The 22,308-nt window shown below is 62.8% G+C and carries 23 protein-coding genes; 9 read left to right on the plus strand and 14 right to left on the minus strand.

The window, feature by feature from the left end; all coding sequences use genetic code 11:
- Positions 1 to 56 precede the first annotated feature (56 nt).
- From R1T40_RS02890 to cobA, 6 genes are all read right to left on the minus strand, one after another.
- The gene (locus R1T40_RS02890) at positions 57 to 938 is read right to left on the minus strand and encodes a ferredoxin--NADP reductase (RefSeq protein ID WP_317386934.1); all 882 of its coding nucleotides are present in this window, start codon (positions 936 to 938) and stop codon (positions 57 to 59) included.
- A gap of 157 nt (positions 939 to 1,095) precedes the next feature.
- Positions 1,096 to 1,500 (minus strand): DUF934 domain-containing protein, encoded by a 405-nt coding sequence (locus R1T40_RS02895; RefSeq protein WP_317385800.1) that lies wholly within the window; start codon positions 1,498 to 1,500, stop codon positions 1,096 to 1,098.
- Positions 1,501 to 1,505: 5 nt separating this feature from the next.
- Entirely contained in the window at positions 1,506 to 2,267 is a 762-nt protein-coding gene (locus tag R1T40_RS02900) for a phosphoadenylyl-sulfate reductase (protein ID WP_317385801.1), read from the minus strand.
- 3 nt (positions 2,268 to 2,270) lie between these two features.
- Positions 2,271 to 3,938: a nitrite/sulfite reductase gene (locus R1T40_RS02905; RefSeq protein WP_317385802.1), complete on the minus strand. Its 1,668-nt coding sequence runs from the start codon at positions 3,936 to 3,938 to the stop codon at positions 2,271 to 2,273.
- Positions 3,931 to 4,251 (minus strand): DUF2849 domain-containing protein, encoded by a 321-nt coding sequence (locus R1T40_RS02910; protein ID WP_317385803.1) that lies wholly within the window; start codon positions 4,249 to 4,251, stop codon positions 3,931 to 3,933. The genes R1T40_RS02905 and R1T40_RS02910 overlap by 8 nt, the downstream gene beginning before the upstream one ends.
- The gene (cobA, locus tag R1T40_RS02915; protein ID WP_394805011.1) at positions 4,251 to 5,072 is read right to left on the minus strand and encodes a uroporphyrinogen-III C-methyltransferase; all 822 of its coding nucleotides are present in this window, start codon (positions 5,070 to 5,072) and stop codon (positions 4,251 to 4,253) included. Before cobA ends, R1T40_RS02910 begins: the two co-directional genes overlap by 1 nt.
- 145 nt (positions 5,073 to 5,217) lie before the next feature.
- Between cobA and R1T40_RS02920 the strand changes: the two genes are divergently transcribed.
- Complete coding sequence (locus R1T40_RS02920; RefSeq protein WP_106163446.1) at positions 5,218 to 5,697, plus strand: Lrp/AsnC family transcriptional regulator; 480 nt, start codon at positions 5,218 to 5,220, stop codon at positions 5,695 to 5,697.
- 105 nt (positions 5,698 to 5,802) lie between these two features.
- Here the strand turns inward: R1T40_RS02920 and R1T40_RS02925 are convergent, their stop codons facing one another.
- Positions 5,803 to 6,084, minus strand: a complete 282-nt coding sequence (locus R1T40_RS02925; RefSeq protein WP_317385804.1) for a hypothetical protein — start codon at positions 6,082 to 6,084, stop codon at positions 5,803 to 5,805.
- 105 nt (positions 6,085 to 6,189) lie between these two features.
- Here R1T40_RS02925 and R1T40_RS02930 point away from each other — a divergent pair, with 105 nt between their 5' ends.
- Positions 6,190 to 7,098 (plus strand): LysR substrate-binding domain-containing protein, encoded by a 909-nt coding sequence (locus R1T40_RS02930; protein ID WP_317385805.1) that lies wholly within the window; start codon positions 6,190 to 6,192, stop codon positions 7,096 to 7,098.
- A gap of 173 nt (positions 7,099 to 7,271) precedes the next feature.
- Here R1T40_RS02930 and R1T40_RS02935 read toward each other — a convergent pair whose 3' ends face one another.
- Positions 7,272 to 8,459 carry a cytochrome P450 gene (locus tag R1T40_RS02935; protein ID WP_317385806.1) on the minus strand — a complete coding sequence of 396 codons (1,188 nt, stop codon included), beginning with the start codon at positions 8,457 to 8,459 and terminating at the stop codon, positions 7,272 to 7,274.
- A 61-nt stretch (positions 8,460 to 8,520) separates the two neighbouring features.
- Between R1T40_RS02935 and R1T40_RS02940 the strand changes: the two genes are divergently transcribed.
- The 5 genes from R1T40_RS02940 to R1T40_RS02960 all read left to right on the plus strand — a co-directional run bounded on the left by R1T40_RS02940 (position 8,521) and on the right by R1T40_RS02960 (position 14,947).
- Positions 8,521 to 10,272: an ATP-binding protein gene (locus R1T40_RS02940; protein WP_317385807.1), complete on the plus strand. Its 1,752-nt coding sequence runs from the start codon at positions 8,521 to 8,523 to the stop codon at positions 10,270 to 10,272.
- A 20-nt stretch (positions 10,273 to 10,292) separates the two neighbouring features.
- On the plus strand, positions 10,293 to 11,522 hold the full coding sequence (locus tag R1T40_RS02945) for a sigma-54-dependent transcriptional regulator (RefSeq protein WP_317386936.1): 1,230 nt from the start codon (positions 10,293 to 10,295) through the stop codon (positions 11,520 to 11,522).
- A gap of 249 nt (positions 11,523 to 11,771) precedes the next feature.
- Positions 11,772 to 12,776, plus strand: coding sequence for a DctP family TRAP transporter solute-binding subunit (locus tag R1T40_RS02950; RefSeq protein WP_106163451.1), 1,005 nt, complete (start codon positions 11,772 to 11,774; stop codon positions 12,774 to 12,776).
- Between the two features lie 117 nt (positions 12,777 to 12,893).
- Positions 12,894 to 13,571, plus strand: coding sequence for a TRAP transporter small permease (locus R1T40_RS02955; RefSeq protein ID WP_106163488.1), 678 nt, complete (start codon positions 12,894 to 12,896; stop codon positions 13,569 to 13,571).
- Complete coding sequence (locus R1T40_RS02960; RefSeq protein ID WP_106163452.1) at positions 13,571 to 14,947, plus strand: TRAP transporter large permease; 1,377 nt, start codon at positions 13,571 to 13,573, stop codon at positions 14,945 to 14,947. Before R1T40_RS02955 ends, R1T40_RS02960 begins: the two co-directional genes overlap by 1 nt.
- Before the next feature lie 210 nt (positions 14,948 to 15,157).
- Here R1T40_RS02960 and tpiA read toward each other — a convergent pair whose 3' ends face one another.
- The 6 genes from tpiA to rimK form a co-directional block, all read right to left on the minus strand.
- On the minus strand, positions 15,158 to 15,898 hold the full coding sequence (gene tpiA / locus R1T40_RS02965; RefSeq protein ID WP_317385808.1) for a triose-phosphate isomerase: 741 nt from the start codon (positions 15,896 to 15,898) through the stop codon (positions 15,158 to 15,160).
- A gap of 168 nt (positions 15,899 to 16,066) precedes the next feature.
- Complete coding sequence (locus tag R1T40_RS02970) at positions 16,067 to 16,423, minus strand: HesB/IscA family protein (protein ID WP_106163454.1); 357 nt, start codon at positions 16,421 to 16,423, stop codon at positions 16,067 to 16,069.
- Positions 16,424 to 16,545: 122 nt separating this feature from the next.
- Positions 16,546 to 16,908: an SUF system Fe-S cluster assembly protein gene (locus tag R1T40_RS02975; protein ID WP_106163455.1), complete on the minus strand. Its 363-nt coding sequence runs from the start codon at positions 16,906 to 16,908 to the stop codon at positions 16,546 to 16,548.
- Between the two features lie 116 nt (positions 16,909 to 17,024).
- Complete coding sequence (locus R1T40_RS02980) at positions 17,025 to 17,297, minus strand: NfeD family protein (protein ID WP_106163456.1); 273 nt, start codon at positions 17,295 to 17,297, stop codon at positions 17,025 to 17,027.
- Positions 17,297 to 18,184, minus strand: coding sequence for an SPFH domain-containing protein (locus R1T40_RS02985; protein WP_106163457.1), 888 nt, complete (start codon positions 18,182 to 18,184; stop codon positions 17,297 to 17,299). Before R1T40_RS02985 ends, R1T40_RS02980 begins: the two co-directional genes overlap by 1 nt.
- Positions 18,185 to 18,277: 93 nt before the next feature.
- Complete coding sequence (gene rimK, locus R1T40_RS02990) at positions 18,278 to 19,693, minus strand: 30S ribosomal protein S6--L-glutamate ligase (RefSeq protein ID WP_106163458.1); 1,416 nt, start codon at positions 19,691 to 19,693, stop codon at positions 18,278 to 18,280.
- A gap of 70 nt (positions 19,694 to 19,763) precedes the next feature.
- Between rimK and tgt the strand changes: the two genes are divergently transcribed.
- Entirely contained in the window at positions 19,764 to 20,894 is a 1,131-nt protein-coding gene (gene tgt / locus R1T40_RS02995) for a tRNA guanosine(34) transglycosylase Tgt (RefSeq protein WP_317385809.1), read from the plus strand.
- A gap of 273 nt (positions 20,895 to 21,167) precedes the next feature.
- On the plus strand, positions 21,168 to 22,253 hold the full coding sequence (locus tag R1T40_RS03000) for an alkene reductase (protein ID WP_317385810.1): 1,086 nt from the start codon (positions 21,168 to 21,170) through the stop codon (positions 22,251 to 22,253).
- Positions 22,254 to 22,308 lie beyond the last annotated feature (55 nt).

A 22,308-nucleotide genomic window follows, 5' to 3' on the forward strand; every position in this document is an offset into this window, starting at 1 on the left:
TCTCGCGAGGGCGTTTTTGTTTGTCCTGACTGCGCGCCCCAGACGGGGCTGGCAGATCAGTCGAGGAAGGCTTTTTCCACCACGAAATGCGCAGGTTTGGAATTCGCGCCTTCTTCCAGACCATAGGTGTTTTCAAACAGGTCCTTCAGTTCCAGGTTGAACGCAAGGTTGCCGCAGATCATCGCGCGGTCGCTTTCGGGGTTCAGCGGCGGCACGCCGAGATCCTCAAACGCCTCGCCGGAGCGCATCAAATCGGTGATGCGGCCCATCTTGGCGCTCTCTTCACGGGTGGTGGTGGGGTAGTATTTGATCTTCTTCCAGAAGCCTTCGCCGATCACCTCATTCAGCAGTTCATCCGTCTTCAGGCTTTCGATCAGCTCACGGCCATAGGTCAGCTCACCGGCCTCGCGGCAGGTGTGGGTGATGATGATCTCGTCGTAGTCCTCATAGGTCTGCGGCTCGCGCAGCAGCGAGGCAAAGGGCGCAAAGCCGGTGCCGGTGGCAAAGAACCAGATCCGCTTGCCGGGGATCAGCGCGTCATGCACCAAGGTGCCGACGGGTTTCGGGCGCAGGATGATCTCGTCACCGACCTTGATGTGCTGCAGCTTGGAAGTCAGCGGGCCGTCCTGCACCTTGATCGAGTAGAACTCCATTTCCTCGTCCCAGCTCGGCGAGGCGATGGAATAGGCGCGCAGCAAGGGCTTCACCTTGCCGGTCTTGGGGTCGGGATCGTTCATCAGACCGATCATCACGAATTCGCCTGAGCGAAAGCGCAAGGACGCAGGTCGCGTGCAGCGGAAGGAGAACAGCCGGTCCGTCCAGTGTTTGACTTGCGTCACGATCTGGGCGTCGGGCAGGGCGGGTTTTGCCTTTTCAGGCGCAACGGCTTCGGTCACAGGCTCACTCACAGTCTCGGTCACGGCGGCAATCTCGTTCATCATGTCTCTGCCAGCGGGGATAGGCCGGCACCTCTGATTAAGCATTGATCCAGGTCAGGGGAACCCCTCCTGCGGCGATCTTGCGCAGATCCGGCCCGGCATGGGGCATGCGGGGCCGGAAAAAGAGAAGCCTGACGGCGGTGTCTTGGGGGCTGGCTTAGCGCGCGGCGTTGGATTGCGCGCGCAGGCGGGCCTGGTAGTTGTGGCTTTGCCAATTGGCACGGAACAGCCATTCGCCTTCGGGCTGGCGGGTGGCGAGATCGTCGGAAATTTCCACCTCGTCAAAACCCACCCGGCGCACCATGGCATATTGATCCGAGATCACATGGCCCTTGGCACGCAGGCGCCCATCATATCCCATCAGGCGCAGCATGCGCGCAATGGTAAATCCACGCCCGTCGGAAAAGGCCGGGAAGTCAACGCGGATCATATCCACGCCGTCCAGCTGGCCCTTCAGCGATGCCGGGTCGGTGTCAGACGTCAGGTCGAGCACATGTGCGCCCTCAAAGCCGCCGGTCCAGTCGTCATGGGCAAAGCCCGCGTCGGTTACGATAACGCTCATCTCACTCAAGCTCCTGTACGGACGAACTGGCCATCCACCACGTGGATGCCGCATTCTTCCTTGTTCTGGTTGCGCCAGCGACCGGCGCGGGGATCTTCGCCTTCCTTCACCGGGCTGGTGCAGGGGGCACAGCCGATGGAGGGATAGCCCTTGGCCACCAGCGGGTGACGGGGCAGGCGGTTCTCATCCATATAGGCGCGCACGTCCTCGGGCGCCCAATGGGCCAGCGGGTTGATCTTCATCCGTCCCGTTCCGTCCTCGACCTCAAAGAAGTCGAGCGCGGCGCGGGTGCCGGACTGGAACCGCTTGCGTCCGGTGATCCAGCCGTCATAGCCCGCCAGCGCATGTTGCAGCGGCAGTGTCTTGCGCAGGGCGCAGCAGGCATCGGTGTCGGAGAACCGCAGCGCGCCGTAAGGGTCCTTTTCGGCGATGTCATCGGCCTTGATGACACGCACGTTCTTCAGGCCCAGACGCTCGCTCACCTCCTGCTGGTAGACCAGCGTTTCGGTGAACAGCAGTTCGGTGTCGACAAACAGCACCGGCACCATCGGGTCGATCACCGCGGCCATATGCAACAGCACCACCGATTCCGCACCGAAGGAGGAGACCAGGGCGATGTGTCCGGCATCGCGAAGGGCACCCTCCATCACGGAGGTGGCCGAATGGTGCTTGAACCGCGCGTTCAGCGCCGCCACCTGTTCGGCCAGGGCCAACGCGCTGCGCGACGGCGCGGGCTGGCCCTGTATTTCCTGGTCAATGCGGGTCATGGCTCAGGCCACCTTTTTCTCGGAGGCCGGGTAGAGCGCCGCCTTGAAGGGCTCCATGCCGACCCGGCGATAGGTCTGGAGGAATTCCTCCTCCGCGCTATCGCGCTGCTCCAGGTAGGTCGCCACGATGCGTTCCACCGCGGGGACGATCTCGTCATAGGCAAAGCCGGGCCCGGTGCGGGTGCCGATCGCTGCCGTTTCGGTCGCGTCACCGCCAAGGGTGATCTGGTAGTTCTCGACACCGGCGCGATCCAGACCAAGGATGCCGATATGGCCCACATGGTGATGGCCGCAGGCGTTGATGCAGCCAGAGATCTTGATCTGCAGATGGCCCACGTCGTGCTCCATCTTCAGGTCCTCGAACCGGGTGGCGATCTCCTGCGCGACCGGGATCGAGCGGGCGGTGGCCAGGGCGCAGTAATCCATGCCGGGGCAGGCGATGATGTCCGAGATCAGACCGATATTGGCGGTGGCCAGATCGGCGGCCTTCAGACGCGCGTGGATCGCCGGCAGGTCGTTCTTGTGAACATGCGGCAAGATCACGTTCTGCTCATGGCTGATGCGCAGCTCGCCGTAGGCGAACTCTTCGGCGATATCGGCCATCTCGCGCATCTGCTCCGCGGTCGCGTCGCCCGGCGTCGCGCCGTGCTTCTTGGTCGAGATGGTCACGATCGCATGGCCCGGCGCCTTGTGCGCGGCGAGGTTGGTATCGGCCCAGGCGCGGAACACCGGGTCGGAGTCGTAAGCGGCGTCAAAGCCCTCGGTGCCGCCGTCACGGAAGGCAGGCGCGGCAAAGTGGCGCTGGATGTCCTGAAACAGCGCCTGATCGGCACCGCCAAAGGTCGGGCGCACCTGGGCAAAGCGTTCCTCGGTCAGCTCGCGGATCTTCTCCAGACCCAGCTCGTGCACGGTGATCTTGATGCGCGCCTTGTACTTGTTGTCGCGACGGCCCAGCTGGTTCCAGACCGAGATCACGCTCTCGATATAAGGAAGCAGGTCATCGGCGGCGACAAATTCGTTCAGCACTTTGCCGATCATCGGCGTGCGGCCAAGGCCACCGCCGACCAGCACCTGATAGCCGACTTCGCCCTCGTCGTTCTTGACGATCTGCACGGCGAGGTCATGCGCCTTCAGCACCGCGCGGTCGTTGGAAGCACCGGAGACGGCAATCTTGAACTTGCGGCCCATGAACTGGAATTCCGGGTGGTCGGTGGACCACTGCCGGATCAGCTCGGCGATCGGGCGCGGATCCTCGATCTCATCGGCGGCGGCACCGGCGAAATGGTCGGCCGTCACGTTGCGGATGGTGTTGCCGGAGGTCTGAATGGCGTGCAGGTTCACCTCGGCCAGCGCATCAAGCATGTCCGGCACGTCCTTCAGCTTCGGCCAGTTGTACTGGATGTTCTGGCGGGTGGTGAAATGGCCATAGCCCTTGTCCCACTTCGCCGCCAGCAGCGCCAGCGCACGCATCTGGTTCGGGTTCAGCGTGCCATAGGGGATCGCAACCCGCAGCATATAGGCGTGCAGCTGCAGATAGAGACCGTTCATCAGGCGCAGCGGCTTGAACTCATCCTCGGTGAGGGCGCCGTCGATGCGGCGCTCCACCTGAGTGCGGAACTGGCGGTTGCGTTCGGCGAGGAAGGCGGAGTCGAAGTCGTTGTACTTATACATCTGCAGTGGCCTCCAGTTTGGCTTCTTGCTTACCGTGGGCATAGTTCGAGGGGCCGGTGCGCCGGAACTCCTCGCGGAAATGGGTCGGCTCGGGGCCCTGCTCGCCGGGTTTGGCATCGGCGAGATAGGCGCCAACGGCGATCTGCGGCTGGCTCTGGGCTTCCAGCAGACGCAGCTGCGCTTCGGCCTCGTCGGTGATCAACTCGGCTGCCTGCAGCTCGCGGGTCCAGGTGTTGGCGGTGGTCAGGTAGATCACGTCGCCTTCGAGAAGATCATTGGCGGTGACGACTTTGGGGGTGAATGCACGGGCCATCAGGCAAGCTCCATCTGAATTTTGTCGTGGGCGGCAGCGACGGCAACGCGCGGCGCCAGCCCGAGGAAGGTGAGTGCCGGACCAGCAAAGGCGGCGGCGGCCAGATCGGCGGGCAGTGTTTCAAGGGTGGTGGTCAGCACGCGCTGATCGGCGCGGGAGGCGTTCTCCACCACGGTTACGGCCATGTCGCGGTCGGCCCCATGCATCAGCAGGCGGCCCTGCACGAAACGCGCGGACTTCTTGCCCATGTAGACGGCCGCGACCTCACCAGAGCGCGCCAGCTGCGCCCAGTCGTGATCGGCAAAGCCCTTCATGTCGTGCCCGGTCAGAAACCGCACCGAGGAATTGCGCCCCCGCTGGGTCAGGCTCTGACCGATGGCGGCCACGGCGGCAGAGGCGGCGGTGATGCCCGGCAGGATTTGCGCGTCGACGCCGGCGGCCTCGCAGGCGGTGAGTTCCTCGTCGAGGCGGCCAAAGATGGTCGGGTCGCCGGATTTCAGCCGCAGCACCTTGCGGCCGCGTTGGGCGTGATGCACCAGCCGCGCGCAGATGTCTTCCTGCGCCATCGACGGGCCAAAGCCCTCCTTGCCGACGTCCTCGAGAATGGCCCCGTCATGGGCCAGCGCCATGATCTCGGCGCTGACCAGACGATCAAACAGGATCACATCCGCCTCGCGCAGCGCCTTCAGCACCTTGAGGGTCAGTAGATCCGGATCGCCCGGCCCGGAGCCCGCAAAGGCCACCACGCCCGGACACATCACGCCCATGGCTCCCGCGAGGGGCGGCAGGGGGGCGGGGATATGATGGGTGTCGCGCGGCATTGAAGCCTCCGTGCCTGTGTTTGACTTGTGACTAGATATAGGAAATATTCCCACCTGACCGCTACATGCGCGGGAGAATAAGGACACATGTCCCGCTGCTCGGAGGGCCAAGGTCCGGACGTCCTCAACTTGGGAGAAATTTGGAATGACTGTGCGGATCGACGCCACGGACCGGAAAATTCTGGCGGAACTGCAGCGCGATGCAGGCCAATCTCTGGACGAAATTGCCAAGCAAGTGGGCAGTTCCAAGACCCCGGTGTGGAATCGCATCCGTAAATTGCGCGAGGCTGGCGTGGTGGGAAACCAGACCATGATCCTAGATGCCGAGGCGCTGGGGTTCGAGGCCTGTTTCTTCGTGTTGATCCGCACCTCGGAGCATGAGGCCGCGTGGCAGGCGAGTTTTCTCAAGGCCCTGCAGGAACGCCCCGAAGTGCAGGAGGCCCACCGGCTGGCAGGCGATATCGACTATATCCTGAAGGTGCGGGTGAAGAACGCGCGCGCCTATGACAAGTTCTATCAGGCGCTGATCTCCGAGGTGCGGGTGCATAATGTCACCGCGCTGTTGTCGATGGAGGAGATCAAATCCACCACTCACCTGCCGCTGGAGCAGATCCGGGTGGACTGACCCCAGAGTGTATTGGCCGCGCGGCGGACTGACCTTGGCCTGAACTGACCTTTGGGTAGGGCGACGGCGGCCATGGATCTGGCGGCTGTCACCCCCGTTTGCCGATCACAGCGGCGGGCGCAGCATCAGGTGCCGACCGTCGTCCAGCTGCCAGGGTGATGTGGCCTCCACCTGGTCCGTGGACCGAATGCCAATGTCGGCCAGCAGATGAGGCGAGGTCTCCGCCAGTCGCTGCAGTACGTCATGCGGCACCTGCACCCAGGTGTCGTGATCTGCGGGAACAGGCATAGTTTTCCTGATGTGGATAGCGCGCAAAATCCGATCCAGAACCGGCCGCGCCCGTACGGACAGCGGCTGCGCTGCGTCTTTGTTCAGTAAATGCATCATGCCATGACCTCCGTTTCCTGCCTCAGGGATAGGGGGCGAGGGGGCTTGCGCGCAAACCACTTAAATTCCACTATTGGATTAGGAAAACTGACCCATGGTGATGTGATGCGTCTGCCGCCCCTCAATGCCCTGCGCGCCTTCGAGGCCGCCGCCCGCCACGAGGGCTTCATCGACGCGGCGGCGGAGCTGTTTGTGACCCGCGGCGCGATCAGCCGTCAGGTGAAGATCCTGGAGGATCATCTGGGCGTTCAGCTTTTTCATCGTCACACGCGTGGGGTGGCGCTGACCACAGCGGGGCGGCGGCTTTATCCGGTGCTGACACAGGCCTTTGCGATGATGATGCAGGAGGTGGAGCAGATCGCGGCGGATGCGGCAGAGCTGCGGGTGATCTGCCCGCCAACCCTGTCGATCCGCTGGCTGCTGCCACAGCTGGAGCAGTTTCGCGCGGCCCATCCGGAGATCAAGCTGCGGCTGACCACCGATTTCTACAGCAACAAGGGGTTCGAGGCTTCGGAGTATGATCTTGGCATCTCCCTGCAGAACCGCCCCGGACGGCCCGAGGACATCGAGGTGCTGCCCTTGTTCGAGATGATCCTCGCGCCCGCCTGCGCGCCGTCGCTGCTGCCGGGGCTGGCCGAGGGGCCCGAGGCGCTGGCGCAGCACCGCCTGCTGCACGAAAGCCCGCGCCGCCGCGACTGGCCCACATGGGTGCAGCATTTCAGCGTCGAGCAGGTGGATGCGGTCAGCGGCGAGGTGTTTCCCAACCTCGACATGGCCACGCGTGCGGCTGTGATGGGGGCCGGTGTGGTGATGGCGGATCTGGTGCTGTGCCAGGATGAACTGGCGCGCGGTGATCTGGTCCTGCCCTTCCCCGAGATGACCTGCGGCACGCCGGATGGGGCCTATGCGCTGATCGGCGAGCGGCAGAAATGGCACGACCCCAAGGTCGCCGCCTTTCGAGACTGGCTCATGGAGGGGCCGTGCCGGGCGGCGCTTTCGGCTCTGCCGGAGTGACGGAACGCGGGTTGCGGAGAAGGGGGCGCTGCCCCCTCGGCGCGATCGCGCCTCACCCCGAGGTATTTGACAAAAGGTGAAACAGAAGCGCCGCGCCGCGTCAGCGGCGCCGGGCCCAACTGCGCAAGGGGATCTGTGATCCCTGCCGCGTGGGCGGGAGCCCCCACTCACTGTCAGCTACGGGTCACCAGAAGTTGGGTCAGCCCGTGAAAATGGTAGCTGTTGGAAAACACCGGCTCTGCCGCCAGTTTCAGATCCGGACAGCGGGCAAAGAGGATCGGTAGGGCGATCTCCATCTCCATCCGTGCCAGCGGCGCGCCGACGCAGAAATGCAGACCACCGCCAAAGCTCTTGTTCACCTTGGCTGGGCGGGTCGGGTCGAACTGATCGGCTCGCTCCAGCGCCTCCGGGTCGCGGTTGGCGGCCGCCAGCATCAAGGCCACCTGATCGCCGCGCTGGAAGGCATGGCCGAAGATCTCGATCTCCTCATAGGCGTAGCGGGTGAACATATGCAGCGGCGGGTCATAGCGCAGGATTTCCTCCACCAGCCCGCTGATGCCCTCGGGCGCCAGCCACTCGGCCTGCCAACCCTGGTGCAGCATGGTCTTCACCCCGTTGCCCAGCGAATGCACCGTGGCCTCATGCCCGGCGTTCAGCAGCAGGATGCAGGTGCCGATCAGCTCATCCGTGGTGAGGCTCTCGCCGTCCTCTTCCGCCTGGATTAGGCGGGTGATCAGATCCTCGCCCGGGGTGTTGCGGCGCTGCTCGACGTAAACGCGCAGGAAGTCCATGAACTCCTGGCTGGCGCGGGCGGCGGCGTGTTCGGTCTCGGGCGTTTTGGAGGCCTGATACATCGCCACCATCTTGTGCGACCAGTCCAGAAGTTGCTGCGCCATTTCCTCAGGCACTCCCAGCAGCCGGCAGATCGCGATCACCGGAACCTGAGTGCAATAGTCTGTCAGCAGATCGAAGGGCGCGTCCTGCGGAAAGGCGTCGATCAAATCATGACACAGCGTTTCCAGCCCCGGCGCCAGCGCCTTGATCTCGCGGCTGGTGAAGGCGCGCATCACCAGTTTGCGCAGGCGGGTGTGACGCGGGGGCTCCGCATCCAGCATTGAATGCGCCTCCACGGCCAGGAAGGGTGCCAGATGCACCGGCCCATCGCTTGCCATCTCTGCCGGGATCTCGCGGCCGAAGCGGCGGTCGCGCAGCAGCATATGCACCGCGTCATGGCTGAAGGCCGCGGCCATCTTGTAGTCCTGCCAATAGCCGATTTTGCCACTGGCGCGCGCGGCGTCATAGAACGGGTAGGGGTTCTGGACAAAGTCCGGCTCGGTCGGGGATTGGGTCAGTGTCTTCATGGATATAGCTTTTTGCCGAGGTCTCTGGTCTTGGCAAGGGGGGCTTTGCTATTGTGGCGCAATGTTGGACACCCGCCACCCCCGCCTTGCTCTCATTTTCGGCGTCGCCTGTGCCATCGCGGTGCTGTCTGCGGCGGTCTGGTCCTCGGGATATCGTCAGGCGCTGACCGCCCTGGCGGAGCGTAGCGCCTCGGATCTGGCGCTGGCCTCTGATCGGGTCAGCACCCAGTTGCAGATTTTTCGCGAACAGGCGGTGCTGGTGGTGACCCACCCGGCGCTGCGGCGCCTGGATGAACCCGTTGGTCGCCGTGCGGCAGAAGTGTTGTTGCGCGGCGTCGCCGACAAGACCGGGGCGCTGGATGTGTTCTACGCCGATGCCCAGGGCCAGGTGCTGGCGGCGGCAGAAGGGGTGGCGGGGCGCAACGTCTCGGACAAGCGTTATTTCCGCCGCGCCATGCAAGGCGCCATGGGGGCGGAGCCGATGGTGCTGCCCGCTGGCAATCGCAGGGCCTATTTCTTTGCGGCACCTGATTTCGGACCGAGAGGGCAGGTCCGGGGGACCTTGGTGGTTGTGGCCGATATCGAAGTCGTCGAGCAGACGTGGCGCGGCTCATTGCCGGCGGTTTACTTCACCATCGAGGATGGCCGGGTCTTCATGTCGAACCGGTTTGAGCTGCTGTTCTGGCAGCGGGATGATGACAATCCCGGTCTGCGAATGGCCGATGGCGGGGATTTGCCGCTGACCCAGCGGTATGTGGGCACGCATGAGATCTGGCGGCAGGACTGGAGCCCGTATTTGCCAAGCGAGGCGCTGCACTTGGGGATTGACCTCCCGGCGATCGGGATGCGGGGTGAGATCCTTGTCGATGTGACACCAGCGCAGCGCATTGCCCTGCTGCAGACACTGGCGATGGCGGCGGTCTGTTTGGCCTTTGGTACGATCCTGTTCTGGGTGGCGGAGCGTCGCCGCACCCTCGCCGAGACCAATGCGGCGCTGGAGCTGCGGGTCGATACCCGCACTCGCGCCCTCTCCGAGGCGAACCAGTTGCTGCGTCGCGAGGTGCGCGAACGCAGAGAGGCCGAAGCGGCGCTGAAACAGGCGCAGGCGGAGCTGGTGCAGGCTGACAAACTCTCGGCTCTCGGGCAGATGTCGGCGGGCATCAGTCACGAGTTGAACCAGCCTTTGATGGCGATCCAACAGTTTGCCGAAAACGGTCAGGCCTTTGTGGCGCGCGGCAAGGCAGAGCGCGCGGGCGAGAACCTGAACCGCATCGCGCAGATGTCTGCCCGCATGGCGCGGATCATCAAGAACCTGCGCGCCTTTGCCCGCAATGAGAGCGAGCCGGTGGGAAAGGTCGATCTGCTACAGGTGATCAACGCGGCGGTGGAGCTGACCGAAACCCGTCTGCGCGACCATGCCGTCACCCTTGACTGGCACCCGGAGGCGACGGGGCCGATCTTTGCCCGTGGTGGCGAGGTGCGGCTGACGCAGGTCTTTGTGAACCTCATCAACAACGCCACCGACGCGATGATGGAGCTGGCCGATCGCCGCATCACGATTGCCATCGACCCCGGCCCCCGTCTTGCGGTCACGGTGCAGGACATCGGCCCCGGCCTCCATCAGCCCGAAAAGGTGTTTGAGCCGTTCTACACCACCAAGGCGGTTGGCAGCTCCGAAGGCATGGGGTTGGGCTTGTCGATCTCCTACGGGCTGGTGCAAAGCTTCGGTGGCAATATCCGCGGCACCAATACCGCCCGCGGTGCGCTGTTCACTGTTGAACTTGAACATTGGAAAGAGGAAGACGCCGCATGATGCGCCCCCATGCCCGACCCGTGACACGCAAGGTCTTGCTGGTCGATGATGACGCTGCGGTGCGCGAGGCACTGGCGCAGACACTGGAACTGAGCGATCTGGATGCGGTGACGGCGGGGTCTTTTGTGGCGGCAAAGGACCACATCACGCCCGGGTTCGAAGGGGTCATCCTGTCGGACATGCGGATGCCGGGGCGCGACGGGTTTCATCTGCTGGACTTTGCGCAGACGATGGACGCAGAGCTGCCGGTGGTGCTGCTGACCGGCGAGGGCGACATTCCCATGGCGGTCAAGGCGATGTCCGAAGGGGCATTTGATTTCCTTGAAAAACCCTGCGACGCGGCAACGCTGCTGGCGGTGCTGGAACGCGCATTGAAGACCCGCGCGCTGGTGCTGGAGAACCGGCGCCTGCAAACTCAGCTTGAAAGCGGCGATCCGGCCGCGCGCATGTTGATCGGCTCCTCGCCACAGGCACAGGAGTTGCGCGCCCGCATACGGTCGGTGGCCCCGACAGAGGCGGAGGTGCTGGTGTCGGGCCCACCGGGCAGCGGCATTCCCAAGGTCGCCGAAGTGGTGCATCTGATGTCACGCCGGGGGCAGGGGGCCTTTGTTAAACGCCCCGCCGCCGGGCTGACGCCAGAGCTGTTCGAGGAGCTTTGCCGCAGCGCCGAGGGCGGGTCACTGTTTCTTGACGAGCTCTCCGCCATGCCGGACGCGACGCAGTTTGCGGTGCTGGAGCGGCTGGAACAGGGCGCCGAGACGCGCATTATCGGCGGGTCCTCCTCGGATCTGGCCGAGCGTGTGGCTGCGGGCGCGTTCAACGCGGATCTGTACTACCGGCTCGATGTGATGCGTGTGCGCATCCCGGCTCTGGTGGAGCGACGCGACGATATTCCGGTGCTGTTTCGTCACTACGTCGCGCAGGCCGCAGAACAGGCCGGCATTGATACGCCTGAGATCAACCCGGACACGCTGGCCAGCCTCATGGCAATGGACTGGCCGGGCAACGCGCGCTCGCTGATGTCTGCGGCCATGCGCTTTGTCCTTGGCATGCCGGAGGAGGTCTCCAAGGCCGCTGACCTCGGGCTGGCGGAACAGATGGCACAGGTCGAACGCTCGCTGCTGATTGCCGCACTGGGGCGGCAGAACGGCAAGGCCTCTGCCGCCGCCGAGGCGCTGAAGCTGCCGCGCAAGACCTTCTACGACAAACTGGCCCGCTACGGGATTCGGCCCGAAGACTACCGGCGCTAACGGGTGTGCGGTTTTTCGCACAAGGCGCGACTCTCGTTGTGCGAAATCTCGCACAACGACGGTGCCGTAGTCGTGAGTTGCCTTCTGAAAAGATTCTCAAGCATCAGAAAATAAAAGAAAAAGACTGAATTACGGAGGTTTTTTCAATGCTTGCTTGAGCGGATCCCCGCCTTTGCCAATTCTAGCGATCAAGCTCTGGACGCTTGTTCGGAGTCAGAGGAAGAAAATTGATTCTTAGGGAGGATCACCATGAAGTTTCTGACTGCTGCCGCCACCGCAATGGCGCTGACCGTAACCGCTGGCGTTGCTCAGGCGGATGCCTGCGACGATGGCGAAATCGTCGTCAAGTTCAGCCATGTGACCAACACCGACAAACACCCCAAGGGGATCGCGGCGTCTTTGCTGGAGAAGCGGGTGAACGAAGAGATGGACGGCACCATGTGCATCGTCGTCTATCCGAACTCCACGCTTTATGACGACAATAAGGTGCTTGAGGCGATGCTGCAGGGCGACGTGCAACTGGCCGCGCCCTCCCTGTCGAAATTCGAGAAGTTCACCAAACAGTTCCGCCTCTTCGACCTGCCGTTCATGTTCAAGAACATCGATGCCGTGGATGCGTTCCAGGCCTCTGACAACGGTCAGGCGATGCTCGACAGCATGCAGCGCCGTGGCCTGCAGGGTCTTGGCTACTGGCACAATGGCATGAAGCAGATGTCGGCCAACAAGCCGCTGCTGGAGCCCTCCGATGCCGATGGTCTGAAGTTCCGCGTGCAGTCCTCCGACGTGCTGGTCGCCCAGATGGAAGCGATCGGCGGCAGCCCGCAGAAAATGGCCTTCTCCGAGGTTTACGGCGCGCTGCAGCAGGGTGTTGTGGACGGTCAGGAAAACACCTGGTCCAACATCTACGGCAAGAAGTTCTTCGAGGTGCAGGACGGCATCACCGAAACCAACCACGGTGTGCTCGACTATCTGGTTGTGGCTTCGGTTGACTGGCTCGACAGCCTCGATCCGGAAGTGCGTGATCAGTTCATGACCATCATGAATGAAGTCACCGCAACCCGGAACGCAGAGTCCACCCGCGTCAACAACGAAGCCAAAGAGGCCATCGTTGCAGCAGGGGGCGAGGTGCGCCAGCTGTCAGGCGAGCAGCGTCAGGCCTGGGTCGATGTGATGAAGCCGGTCTGGGAACAGTTCTCCGGTGACGTTGGTCAGGACATGATCGACGCCGCACAGGCCATCAACGCCGGCCTCTGATCCCGACTGGGACCTCGCACAAAATCTGTTCGGAGCGCGTGATACATGCGCTCCGTCACCTCCGCGGCGGAGATCATCCAGCCGCAGCTTCTTTTCCGGAAAATTGGGGAGACAACAATGTCGGGGGCACGTTCCGGCCCGTCCGGGTTCATTCATTCACTTGAAGAAACGCTGATCGCCGCCCTGCTCGGCGGCATGACGATCATCACATTTTCCAATGTGGTCGCGCGCTACGTCTTCAATTCAAACATCCTCTGGGCACTGGAAGTCACGGTGTTCCTCTTTGCCTGGCTGGTGCTTTTGGGCGCCTCCTACGCGGTCAAGGTGCATGCGCATCTGGGGGTCGATGCCATCGTCAACATGCTGCCCGCGGGCGCACGTCGCATCGTGGGCCTGATCGCTGCGGCGGTCTGTATCGCCTTCTCGCTACTGATGCTGAAGGGCGCCTATGACTACTGGGCCGTGTTTGCGGATCTGCCGCCCACCTCGGGCCGTTGGTTCCCCACCGGGTTTGATACCTCCGCGCGCAGTCAGAGCTTTTACGAGGTGCAGGATGTGCCGATGCTCGGGTTTCTGCGCTTTCTGGAGGATATGATCAACTACGGCGACTCCTACGAGAAACTGCCCAAGGTGGTTCCCTATCTGGTGTTGCCGCTGTCGATGCTCCTGCTGGTGCTGCGCTTTGTACAGGCGGCGCTGCAGATCCTGCGCGGGCAGGCGGATCGTCTGGTCGCAAGTCACGAAGTCGAAGACGAACTCGAAGCAGTTCGCGCTCAACAGGGAGAGCATGACTGATGGAAGTTGTCCTTCTTTTTACGCTGGTCATCAGCCTGTTGCTGATCGGCGTGCCGATCGCGGTATCGCTCGGCCTGTCCTCCACGCTGTTCCTGCTGATCTATTCCGACAGCTCGCTGGCCTCGGTGGCGGGGACGTTGTTCCAGGCCTTTGAGGGTCATTTCACCCTGCTGGCGATCCCGTTCTTCATTCTGGCCTCCAGCTTCATGACCACGGGCGGCGTGGCGCGGCGGATCATCCGCTTCTCCATCGCCTGCGTCGGTCACCTGCCGGGTGGTCTGGCCATTGCGGGCGTGTTTGCCTGCATGTTGTTCGCGGCGCTGTCTGGCTCCTCTCCGGCCACGGTTGTGGCGATCGGCTCGATCGTGATCGCAGGCATGCGCCAGGTGGGCTATTCCAAGGAATTCGCCGCCGGTGTGATCTGTAACGCCGGGACGCTCGGCATTCTGATCCCGCCCTCCATCGTGATGGTGGTCTATGCGGCAGCGGTCGAGGTCTCGGTGGGGCGGATGTTCCTGGCCGGCGTGATCCCGGGCCTGATGGCGGGTATCATGCTGATGGTGACCATCTACGTGATGGCCAAGGTCAAGAACCTGCCCAAAGGCGACTGGAATGGCTGGGGCGAGGTGTTTCAATCCGCGCGGGATGCGGGCTGGGGCCTGTTCCTGATCGTCATCATTCTGGGCGGTATCTACGGCGGTATCTTCACTCCGACAGAAGCGGCAGCGGTTGCAGCGGTCTACGCGTTCCTGATCGCCTGCTTTGTCTACAAGGACATGGGGCCGCTCTCCAATGGCGAAGGCCAGCCCAAAACATCGCTCCTGAAGATGCCGCAGGCGCTGATCACGGCCTTTGTCCACCCGGACACCAAGCACACGCTGTTTGAGGCGGGCAAGCTGACCGTGACACTGCTCTTCGTGATCGCCAACGCGCTGATCCTGAAACATGTTCTGACCGACGAGCAGGTGCCGCAGCATATCGCCAATGCGATGCTGTCCGCGGGCTTCGGTCCGGTGATGTTCCTGATCGTGGTGAACGTGATCCTGCTGATCGGTGGTCAGTTCATGGAGCCCTCGGGTCTTCTGGTGATCGTCGCGCCGCTGGTGTTCCCGATCGCCATCGAACTGGGCATCGACCCGATCCATCTGGGCATCATCATGGTGGTGAACATGGAAATCGGGATGATCACGCCGCCCGTGGGTCTCAACCTCTTTGTGACCTCCGGCGTGGCGGGCATGCCGATGATGGCCGTGGTGCGCGCAGCCCTGCCGTTCCTTGCCGTGCTCTTCGTGTTCCTGATCATGGTGACCTATATTCCGGCGATATCCACCTTCCTGCCGAATATGATCATGGGACCAGAGATCATAACAAAATAGCCCGACATCGCGTCACTATGATCTGGCTAGCAAAAAAGGCGCCCGGGGAGATCTCTCCTCGGGCGCCTTCTTTTTCGGGTAGCGTGGTCTTGAGTGCGCTGCGGCAAGCATGCACCCCGGCAAGATATCCAAGGTAAAAAAGGGGGCGCGCGCCCCCTTCATCTTCTTCTCAAATATCCCCGCCGGAGGCCGCGCCGCTAGGCGCGTTCCTCAACTGGCGGCCAGTGCGGCGATGATGGGGCCAAAATCAGCCGACTTCAGGCTCGCGCCGCCCACCAATGCGCCGTCCACATTGGCGGTGGCAAAGATATCGGCCGCATTGCCGGGCTTGACCGACCCACCATAGAGCAGCGGAATATTGTCGCCCGCGTCGCCGTAGCGCTGGGTCAGCGCATCGCGCAGGGCGGCGTGCACCTCGGCGATCTGCTCCAGCGTCGGCACCTTGCCGGTACCGATCGCCCAGACCGGCTCATAGGCCACCACGGTGTTGTCGGCGGTGACGCTGTCGGGCAGGGAGCCCGCAAGCTGCATGCAGACCACCTGCAGGGTGGAGCCCGCCTCGCGGTCCTCCAGCGTTTCGCCGACGCAAACCACGGCGATCAGATCTGCTGCATAGGCGGCCTCGGTCTTGGCGCGCACCACCTCGTCGCTCTCGCCATGATCGCTGCGGCGTTCGGAGTGGCCGAGGATCACGTAGCTGGCGCCCGCATCCTTCAGCATCATCGCGCTGGTGTCGCCGGTATGCGCGCCGGAGGCCTCGGCGTGGCAGTCTTGCCCGCCGATGCGGATGCCGCCAGCAATCTCGGCCGCGCGCGAAATCAGCGGCGCGGGCGGGCAGATCAGCACTTCGACGCCCTGTGGCAGATCGCCCGTAGCCAGGGCCTCCAGCTCCATCAGGCTGTCGCCGGTGCCATTCATCTTCCAATTGCCTGCTGCAAGTTTGCGCGCCATGTCGCCCCCTTTCATTGGTTTTCTGTGTCTGAATTGATATTGGTGGTAGCACCGGGCGCGGGAGCGGGCAATCGCGACGCGCGCGGGGCCACAAAAAAGGGCGGCGCGCGGCCACCCTGTTTGCGGCAGCACGCGGCGGCCCTGTCTTATCCGAACAAGGGGAGGAGGTTACTCCCCGCCCACCTTGAAGCTGATCGACTCGCCGCAGCCACAGGCATCGGCGACATTGGGGTTGTTGAACTTGAAGCTCGATTCCAGCAGCGAGGTTTCATAGTCGATCTCGGTGCCGAAGAGGAACATCTGCGCCATCGGCGCGATCAGTACCTTGGCGCCATCCTGCTCTACCACCTCGTCGTTGGGGTCGGGCTGGTCGACATATTCCATGGTATATTCCATGCCCGCGCAGCCGCCCTTCTTGACGCCGATACGCAGACCCGCGTGGCCTGCGCTCGCCATCAGCTTGGAGATCTGCGCAGAGGCGCGGGGGGTGATGGTGACAGCTTGTTTGCCGGGGATACCGAACATGAAAAGGCTCCGTTTGTGTTACCCTGTAACCTAGGTGGCGCAGCGCCTCTCATCAAGGGGCGTCTCATCCATGAAGGAGAACGGGGGCCTGTGATCACGATATTGCGACCACAGGGTTTCGATCACATGAAGCCCAGCTCCAGCCGGGCCTCATCGGACATCATGTCCATGCCCCAGGGCGGCTCCCAGGTCATTTCCACATCAACGCTCTTGACGCCGGCCACGGGCGAGATCGCATCGACGATCCAGCCGGGCATCTCACCGGCCACGGGGCAGCCGGGCGCGGTCAGGGTCATGATGATCTTCACGTCGTTTTCTTCCGAAATTTCAACGGTGTAGATCAGGCCAAGCTCGTAGATATTGACCGGGATTTCCGGGTCATACACGGTGCGGCAGGCTTCGACCACCGGCTCGTAGAGCGGATGGGACACGGAGGAGGGCGCAATAAGTGGCGTGCCCTCAAGCGGTTCGGATGCGTCGGTCATTCAGGACTCTCGATCAGGTTTCTGACTGTTTATATAGGAAATGAAGGCACGGAGGTCCAGTGCCCGAACGCACGCGACCTCCGTGTTCTGGCCCGAAACAGACTGAGGGGCCGCGCTCAGTCGTTGATATCCGTGTCAAAGGTCTTCACTTGGCCTTTGGGCAGGGCGAACAGGCGCCTCAGCATCAGCCACGCCACCAGAGACAGGGCAGCGAAGACCAGCAACAGCAGCGGCAGCGACACGTTCAGTGACATCAGCAAAAGCACGGCCACGCAGACCGCGCCGATGGCGAAGCCGAGGAAGATGAACCCCGGCAGCAGGATCTCGGCAATGCCCAGCACCAGCGCCAGCGCGCCCCAGATCCACCACAGTGACCAGAGCGCGCCCATTACTTGCCCTTCAGCATGTTGAAGGCGTTGCCAAAGGCCTCGATCGCCTGGGCGGGCACGATGATGGTTTGCTTGCCGTCACCATTGCCAAGCGCATTCAACGCCTCGACCTGTTTCAGCGCCACCTGATACTGCGCGGCGGCAAGGCCGTTTTCGGCGATCGCCTTGGCCACGACCTCGGTGGCAAAGGCCTCGGCCTCGGCCTGAATGCGACGCGCCTTGGCGGTCTGTTCTGCGGCATAAAGCTCTGCATCAGCAGAGAGTTCCACCGCCCGTTTCTTGCCCTCGGCCTCTGTCACATGGGCGCGGCGGGCGCGTTCGGCGTTGAGCTGCTGCAGCATCGCATCGCGGGTGGCTTGATCGAGGTTCACATCGAGGATTTCGGCGCGGGTTACTTCGATGCCCCAGTCATCCACGGCGCTTTCGACGCTGCGCTTGATCTCGCCGATCAGCTGCGAGCGGTTGGATTGCACCTCGTCCAGATCCATCTTGCCGATCTCGGCGCGCACGATGCCCGCCACGGTGGTGGAAATCGCCCCATCCACATCACGGATGCGGTAGACGGTCTTTTCCGGCTCCAGGATGCGGTAGAACACCGAGGTGTCGATCTCCACCAGCACGTTGTCGCGGGTGATCGCATCCTGGCTGGCGTTGGGCAGCTGACGTTCGAGGATGGAGACCTTGTGGCGCACCACGTCGAGGAAGGGCACGATGAAGTTGATGCCCGGCCCCAGCACCGCCTTGAGCCGACCAAAGCGTTCGACCACGAATTTCTCCGACTGGGGCACAATGCGCACCCCTTTGAAGATCACGATAATCAGGAAAACGGCCCCGAGGATATACAGCAGACCGCCAGAGAGGGCGTCGATGATCTCTTGTTCGTTCATGGGAAAAATCCGGATGTAAAACAGCGTTGGGCGGCAACGTCCCCCTTGCCCGGTGCCGGGTCAAGGGGAAAGCGCGACCCTCTGTGCCCCCGATTACTCGGCCGCGTTCTCGAGCGCCTTGCGGCTGCGCAGCGGGGTGGGGCGGACGTTGGCCTCGATCTCGTCATGGATCAATGCGGCCATGTCTTTCTTGGAGGTTTTCTCGATCCCCTCCAGCCCGGGCGAGGAATTGACCTCCAGCACCTTGGGCCCGGTTTCCGAGCGCAGCAGGTCGACGCCCGCCACCCCGAGGCCGAAACACTTGGCAGCGCGGATCGCGGTGGAGCGTTCCTCCTTGGTGATGCGGACCGACACGGCGCTGCCGCCCAGATGCAGGTTGGAGCGGAAATCGCCCTCGGCACCGGAGCGTTTCATCGCAGCCACCACCTTGGAGCCCACCACGAAACAGCGGATGTCGACTCCGGCGGCCTCCTTCACAAATTGCTGCACTAGAAAGTTTGCCTTGAGACCGCGAAAGGCGGTGATGACGGATTCAGCGGCCTTCTTGGTCTCCGCCAGCACCACGCCCTTGCCTTGGGTGCTTTCCAAGAGCTTTACGATCAGGGGGGCGCCGCCGACGATGTCGATCAGCGCGTTGGTGTCCTTGGGCGAGGCGGCGAAGGCGGTGGGCGGCATGCCGATCTTGTGGCGTGCCAAGAGCTGATGCGCGTGCAGCTTGTCGCGGCTGGCGGTGATGCCGGCGCTGCCGTTGACGCAATAGGTGCCAATGGTCTCGAACTGCCGCAAGAGCGCGGTGCCATATTGGGTGACCGACGCGCCGATGCGCGGGATCACCGCGTCATAGCGTGGCAGGCGCTTGCCGTCATAGTGGATCTCGGGCGCCAGCGCGTTGATCGACATGTAGCAGCGGGTGGTGTCGATGACCTCGACAGAGTGGCCCCGATTTTCGCCCTCTTCGACCAGACGGCGGGTGGAATAATTGTCCTCGCGGCTCAGCACCGCGATGCGCAGGGCGCGGTTGGGCGCCTTCTTGCGGATCGCCGGGGTGGCATAGACGGAGTAGTCCAGCTCCGGCTGACAATAGCGTTCGGACGGCACGATGGAGATGTTCTCGGTCAGTGCCTGACGGCCCAGCAGCATATGCAGCGCCATGCCGCGCCGGTCGGTCAAAGTCACCTCCACCGGCCAGGTCACGCCGCCGATCTCAAGGTCGGTCTCGATCACATAGCGCAGCTCGCGATCCCCGTTGGAGGAGGTCACCTCGCGCCGATCCTTGATCCTGGCCGAGCAGGGAATGAGCAAGTCATCGCGCCCCGGAATGGGATGTACGGTAAAACGCACCTTGGGCGCATTCTGTGGACCGAAGGTCTCGATATCGGTGGCATGCAGGGCAGAGGTCCGCGCGCCGGTGTCGATCTTGGCGCGCAGGGCGGGCAGGCCGAGCGTCGGCAATCTGACCCATTCCTCCCACCCAAGACGCAGATTCTGGTTCGGGTCATCTGTGGACATGGAGACGTCTCCTTGGCATTAGGGGGGAATCACCGCCTGAGCGGTGTGCAGACTGACGCAGGAACATGAGATGGCAGAGCTTTTCAACTTTGAAATGACAGCAACGGACGGCAAGGCCCGCACAGGTGTAATCCACACACCGCGCGGCGACATCCGCACGCCTGCCTTCATGCCGGTCGGCACCGCTGCCACGGTCAAGGCGATGATGCCCGAAAACGTACGTGCCACCGGGGCCGATATCCTCTTGGGCAATACCTACCATCTGATGCTGCGCCCCACTGCGGAGCGGATCGACCGCTTGGGTGGTTTGCACAAGTTCATGAACTGGGACCGGCCGATCCTGACGGACTCCGGTGGCTTTCAGGTGATGTCGCTGGCAGGGTTGCGCAAGCTGACCGAGAAGGGCGTCACCTTCAAGAGCCACATCGACGGCTCGCGGCATGAGCTGACGCCGGAACGCTCGATGGAGATCCAGCGGCTGTTGGGTTCTGACATCGTGATGTGTTTCGACGAATGCCCCGCACTGCCCGCCGACCGGGATCGCATCGCCGAGAGCATGCGCCTGTCGATGCGATGGGCGGAACGCTCGCGCGAGGCCTTCGGGGATCGTCCGGGCTATGCGCTGTTTGGCATTCAGCAGGGCGGGCTGGAGAAGGATTTTCGCGAGGAAAGCGCCGAGGCGCTCACCAAGGTCGGCTTTGACGGCTACGCGGTCGGCGGCCTCGCGGTGGGCGAGGGCCAGGAGGCCATGTTTGGCTGTCTGGACTACGCGCCCGACATGCTGCCCCAGGACAAACCGCGCTATCTGATGGGGGTGGGCAAGCCCGACGACATCGTGGGCGCGGTGGCGCGTGGCATCGACATGATGGACTGCGTGCTGCCCTCGCGTTCGGGGCGCACCGGACAAGCCTTCACCCGGCACGGTGTGGTTAACATCAAGAACGCCCGCCATCAGGACGACCCGCGTCCGCTGGATGAAAACTGCAGCTGCCCGGCATGCAGCAATTATTCGCGCGCCTATCTGCACCACGTGTTCCGGTCGAACGAGATGATCTCCGGTATGCTTCTGACATGGCACAATTTGCATTACTTTCAGGACATCATGGCAGGCATGCGCGAGTCAATCGCAGCGGGCACATTTGAGGCCTGGCAGAAGAATTTTCACGACAATCGTGCACAAGGCGATATCGAACCCTTGTGACCCGAGCGGGTTTGAACCCGGCCCGCCGCAGGGGTGGGTAGTCGCGCACCTCTTTGTGAACTTCAAATGGCCGCCCTTTCAGGTGGCCTTTTAACATTTTGATATCGTGATATATTTTCTTGCATGTTTGCGGGTCGAAGGGTGCGATCACGCGAGTTTTTGGGGGTCCCAAAACATTCTCATTGCTGGAGGGTTGAAAGGCAGAGGTGGAATGCTCAGCTCTTGTGGGGCAACGTTCCTGTTGCTGGATGCTTTGAGCGAAGGATACTCCCCGTGAGCCAGAAACTGTTTGCCGCAAACACCGCCGGTGCCCTTGAGTTGACCAACCGCGTGGTGATGGCGCCGCTGACGCGCAACCGTGCCGACGACAGCACCGGAGAGGTGCTCGACCGTCACGTCGAATACTATGCCCAACGTGCCAGCGCCGGTCTGATCATCACCGAAGGCAGTCAGATCAGTGCCGAGGCCAAGGGCTATATCCAGACCCCCGGCATCCACACCGCCGCGCAGGCTGCAGCATGGCGCAAGGTCACCGATGCGGTGCATGCCAAGGGCGGCAAGATCGTGATCCAGCTGTGGCATGTGGGGCGGATCACCCATGACTCGCTTCTGCCCGAGGACGTAAAGCCTGTTGGGCCCACCGATCAAGCGGCCGATGCTCAGACCTTCACCCATGCGGGGTTTGAGCCGACCGCGACGCCCGAGGCGCTGACCGTTGCAGGCATCCAACACGTGATCGAAGACTACGTTCAGGCCGCGAAATACGCCAAGGATGCTGGATTTGACGGCGTTGAGCTGCATGCCGCCAATGGCTATTTGCTGGAACAATTCCTCAAGGATGGCGTCAACACCCGCACCGATGCTTATGGCGGATCGGCAGAAAATCGAGCGCGTTTCCTGTTTGAGGTCTTGGACGCATTGGCCACCGTCTGGGAGCCGGGGCGCATTGGCGTGCGTCTCTCACCCTTTGCCAGCTTTAACGATGTCTCTGACAGCGACCCGGTGGCCCACTACACCCCGTTGATCGAGCGGCTGAACACCTACGGGCTGGCCTATCTGCACCTGATCGAAGGCGACACCGGAGGCGCGCGCGAGGGGGATTTTGAAACCCTTCGCCAGCTCTACACCGGGACCTACATGGCCAATAACGGCTATGACCGCGAAACGGCTTTGGCCCGGACCGAAAGCGGCGCGGTGGATCTGGTGGCCTTTGGTCGCCCCTTCATCTCCAACCCGGATCTGGTGGCGCGCCTCAAGGCGGACGCTCCCTTGGCGGAAGGCGATCAAGCGAGTTTTTATGGCGGTGGAGACGAAGGGTTCACCGACTATCCCACACTGGAGCTGCAGGCGGCGCAATAGGCCCAGACTCTGCCCCTCCGTCAGGGTATCAAGACGTGGCAGGCGGGAGGATCCG

It is taken from the genome of Tritonibacter scottomollicae (assembly GCF_032924845.1).
GTDB lineage: Bacteria > Pseudomonadota > Alphaproteobacteria > Rhodobacterales > Rhodobacteraceae > Epibacterium > Epibacterium scottomollicae.

Bases quoted from the DNA above. Each gene is read 5' to 3' on its own strand.
- R1T40_RS02890 (WP_317386934.1), bottom strand. From the start codon at position 938: ATGAACGAGATTGCCGCCGTGACCGAGACTGTGAGTGAGCCTGTGACC.
- R1T40_RS02895 (WP_317385800.1), bottom strand. From the start codon at position 1,500: ATGAGCGTTATCGTAACCGACGCGGGCTTTGCCCATGACGACTGGACC.
- R1T40_RS02900 (WP_317385801.1), bottom strand. From the start codon at position 2,267: ATGACCCGCATTGACCAGGAAATACAGGGCCAGCCCGCGCCGTCGCGC.
- R1T40_RS02905 (WP_317385802.1), bottom strand. From the start codon at position 3,938: ATGTATAAGTACAACGACTTCGACTCCGCCTTCCTCGCCGAACGCAAC.
- R1T40_RS02910 (WP_317385803.1), bottom strand. From the start codon at position 4,251: ATGGCCCGTGCATTCACCCCCAAAGTCGTCACCGCCAATGATCTTCTC.
- cobA (WP_394805011.1), bottom strand. From the start codon at position 5,072: ATGCCGCGCGACACCCATCATATCCCCGCCCCCCTGCCGCCCCTCGCG.
- R1T40_RS02920 (WP_106163446.1), top strand. From the start codon at position 5,218: ATGACTGTGCGGATCGACGCCACGGACCGGAAAATTCTGGCGGAACTG.
- R1T40_RS02925 (WP_317385804.1), bottom strand. From the start codon at position 6,084: ATGATGCATTTACTGAACAAAGACGCAGCGCAGCCGCTGTCCGTACGG.
- R1T40_RS02930 (WP_317385805.1), top strand. From the start codon at position 6,190: ATGCGTCTGCCGCCCCTCAATGCCCTGCGCGCCTTCGAGGCCGCCGCC.
- R1T40_RS02935 (WP_317385806.1), bottom strand. From the start codon at position 8,459: ATGAAGACACTGACCCAATCCCCGACCGAGCCGGACTTTGTCCAGAAC.
- R1T40_RS02940 (WP_317385807.1), top strand. From the start codon at position 8,521: ATGTTGGACACCCGCCACCCCCGCCTTGCTCTCATTTTCGGCGTCGCC.
- R1T40_RS02950 (WP_106163451.1), top strand. From the start codon at position 11,772: ATGAAGTTTCTGACTGCTGCCGCCACCGCAATGGCGCTGACCGTAACC.
- R1T40_RS02955 (WP_106163488.1), top strand. From the start codon at position 12,894: ATGTCGGGGGCACGTTCCGGCCCGTCCGGGTTCATTCATTCACTTGAA.
- R1T40_RS02960 (WP_106163452.1), top strand. From the start codon at position 13,571: ATGGAAGTTGTCCTTCTTTTTACGCTGGTCATCAGCCTGTTGCTGATC.
- tpiA (WP_317385808.1), bottom strand. From the start codon at position 15,898: ATGGCGCGCAAACTTGCAGCAGGCAATTGGAAGATGAATGGCACCGGC.
- R1T40_RS02970 (WP_106163454.1), bottom strand. From the start codon at position 16,423: ATGTTCGGTATCCCCGGCAAACAAGCTGTCACCATCACCCCCCGCGCC.
- R1T40_RS02975 (WP_106163455.1), bottom strand. From the start codon at position 16,908: ATGACCGACGCATCCGAACCGCTTGAGGGCACGCCACTTATTGCGCCC.
- R1T40_RS02980 (WP_106163456.1), bottom strand. From the start codon at position 17,297: ATGGGCGCGCTCTGGTCACTGTGGTGGATCTGGGGCGCGCTGGCGCTG.
- R1T40_RS02985 (WP_106163457.1), bottom strand. From the start codon at position 18,184: ATGAACGAACAAGAGATCATCGACGCCCTCTCTGGCGGTCTGCTGTAT.
- rimK (WP_106163458.1), bottom strand. From the start codon at position 19,693: ATGTCCACAGATGACCCGAACCAGAATCTGCGTCTTGGGTGGGAGGAA.
- tgt (WP_317385809.1), top strand. From the start codon at position 19,764: ATGGCAGAGCTTTTCAACTTTGAAATGACAGCAACGGACGGCAAGGCC.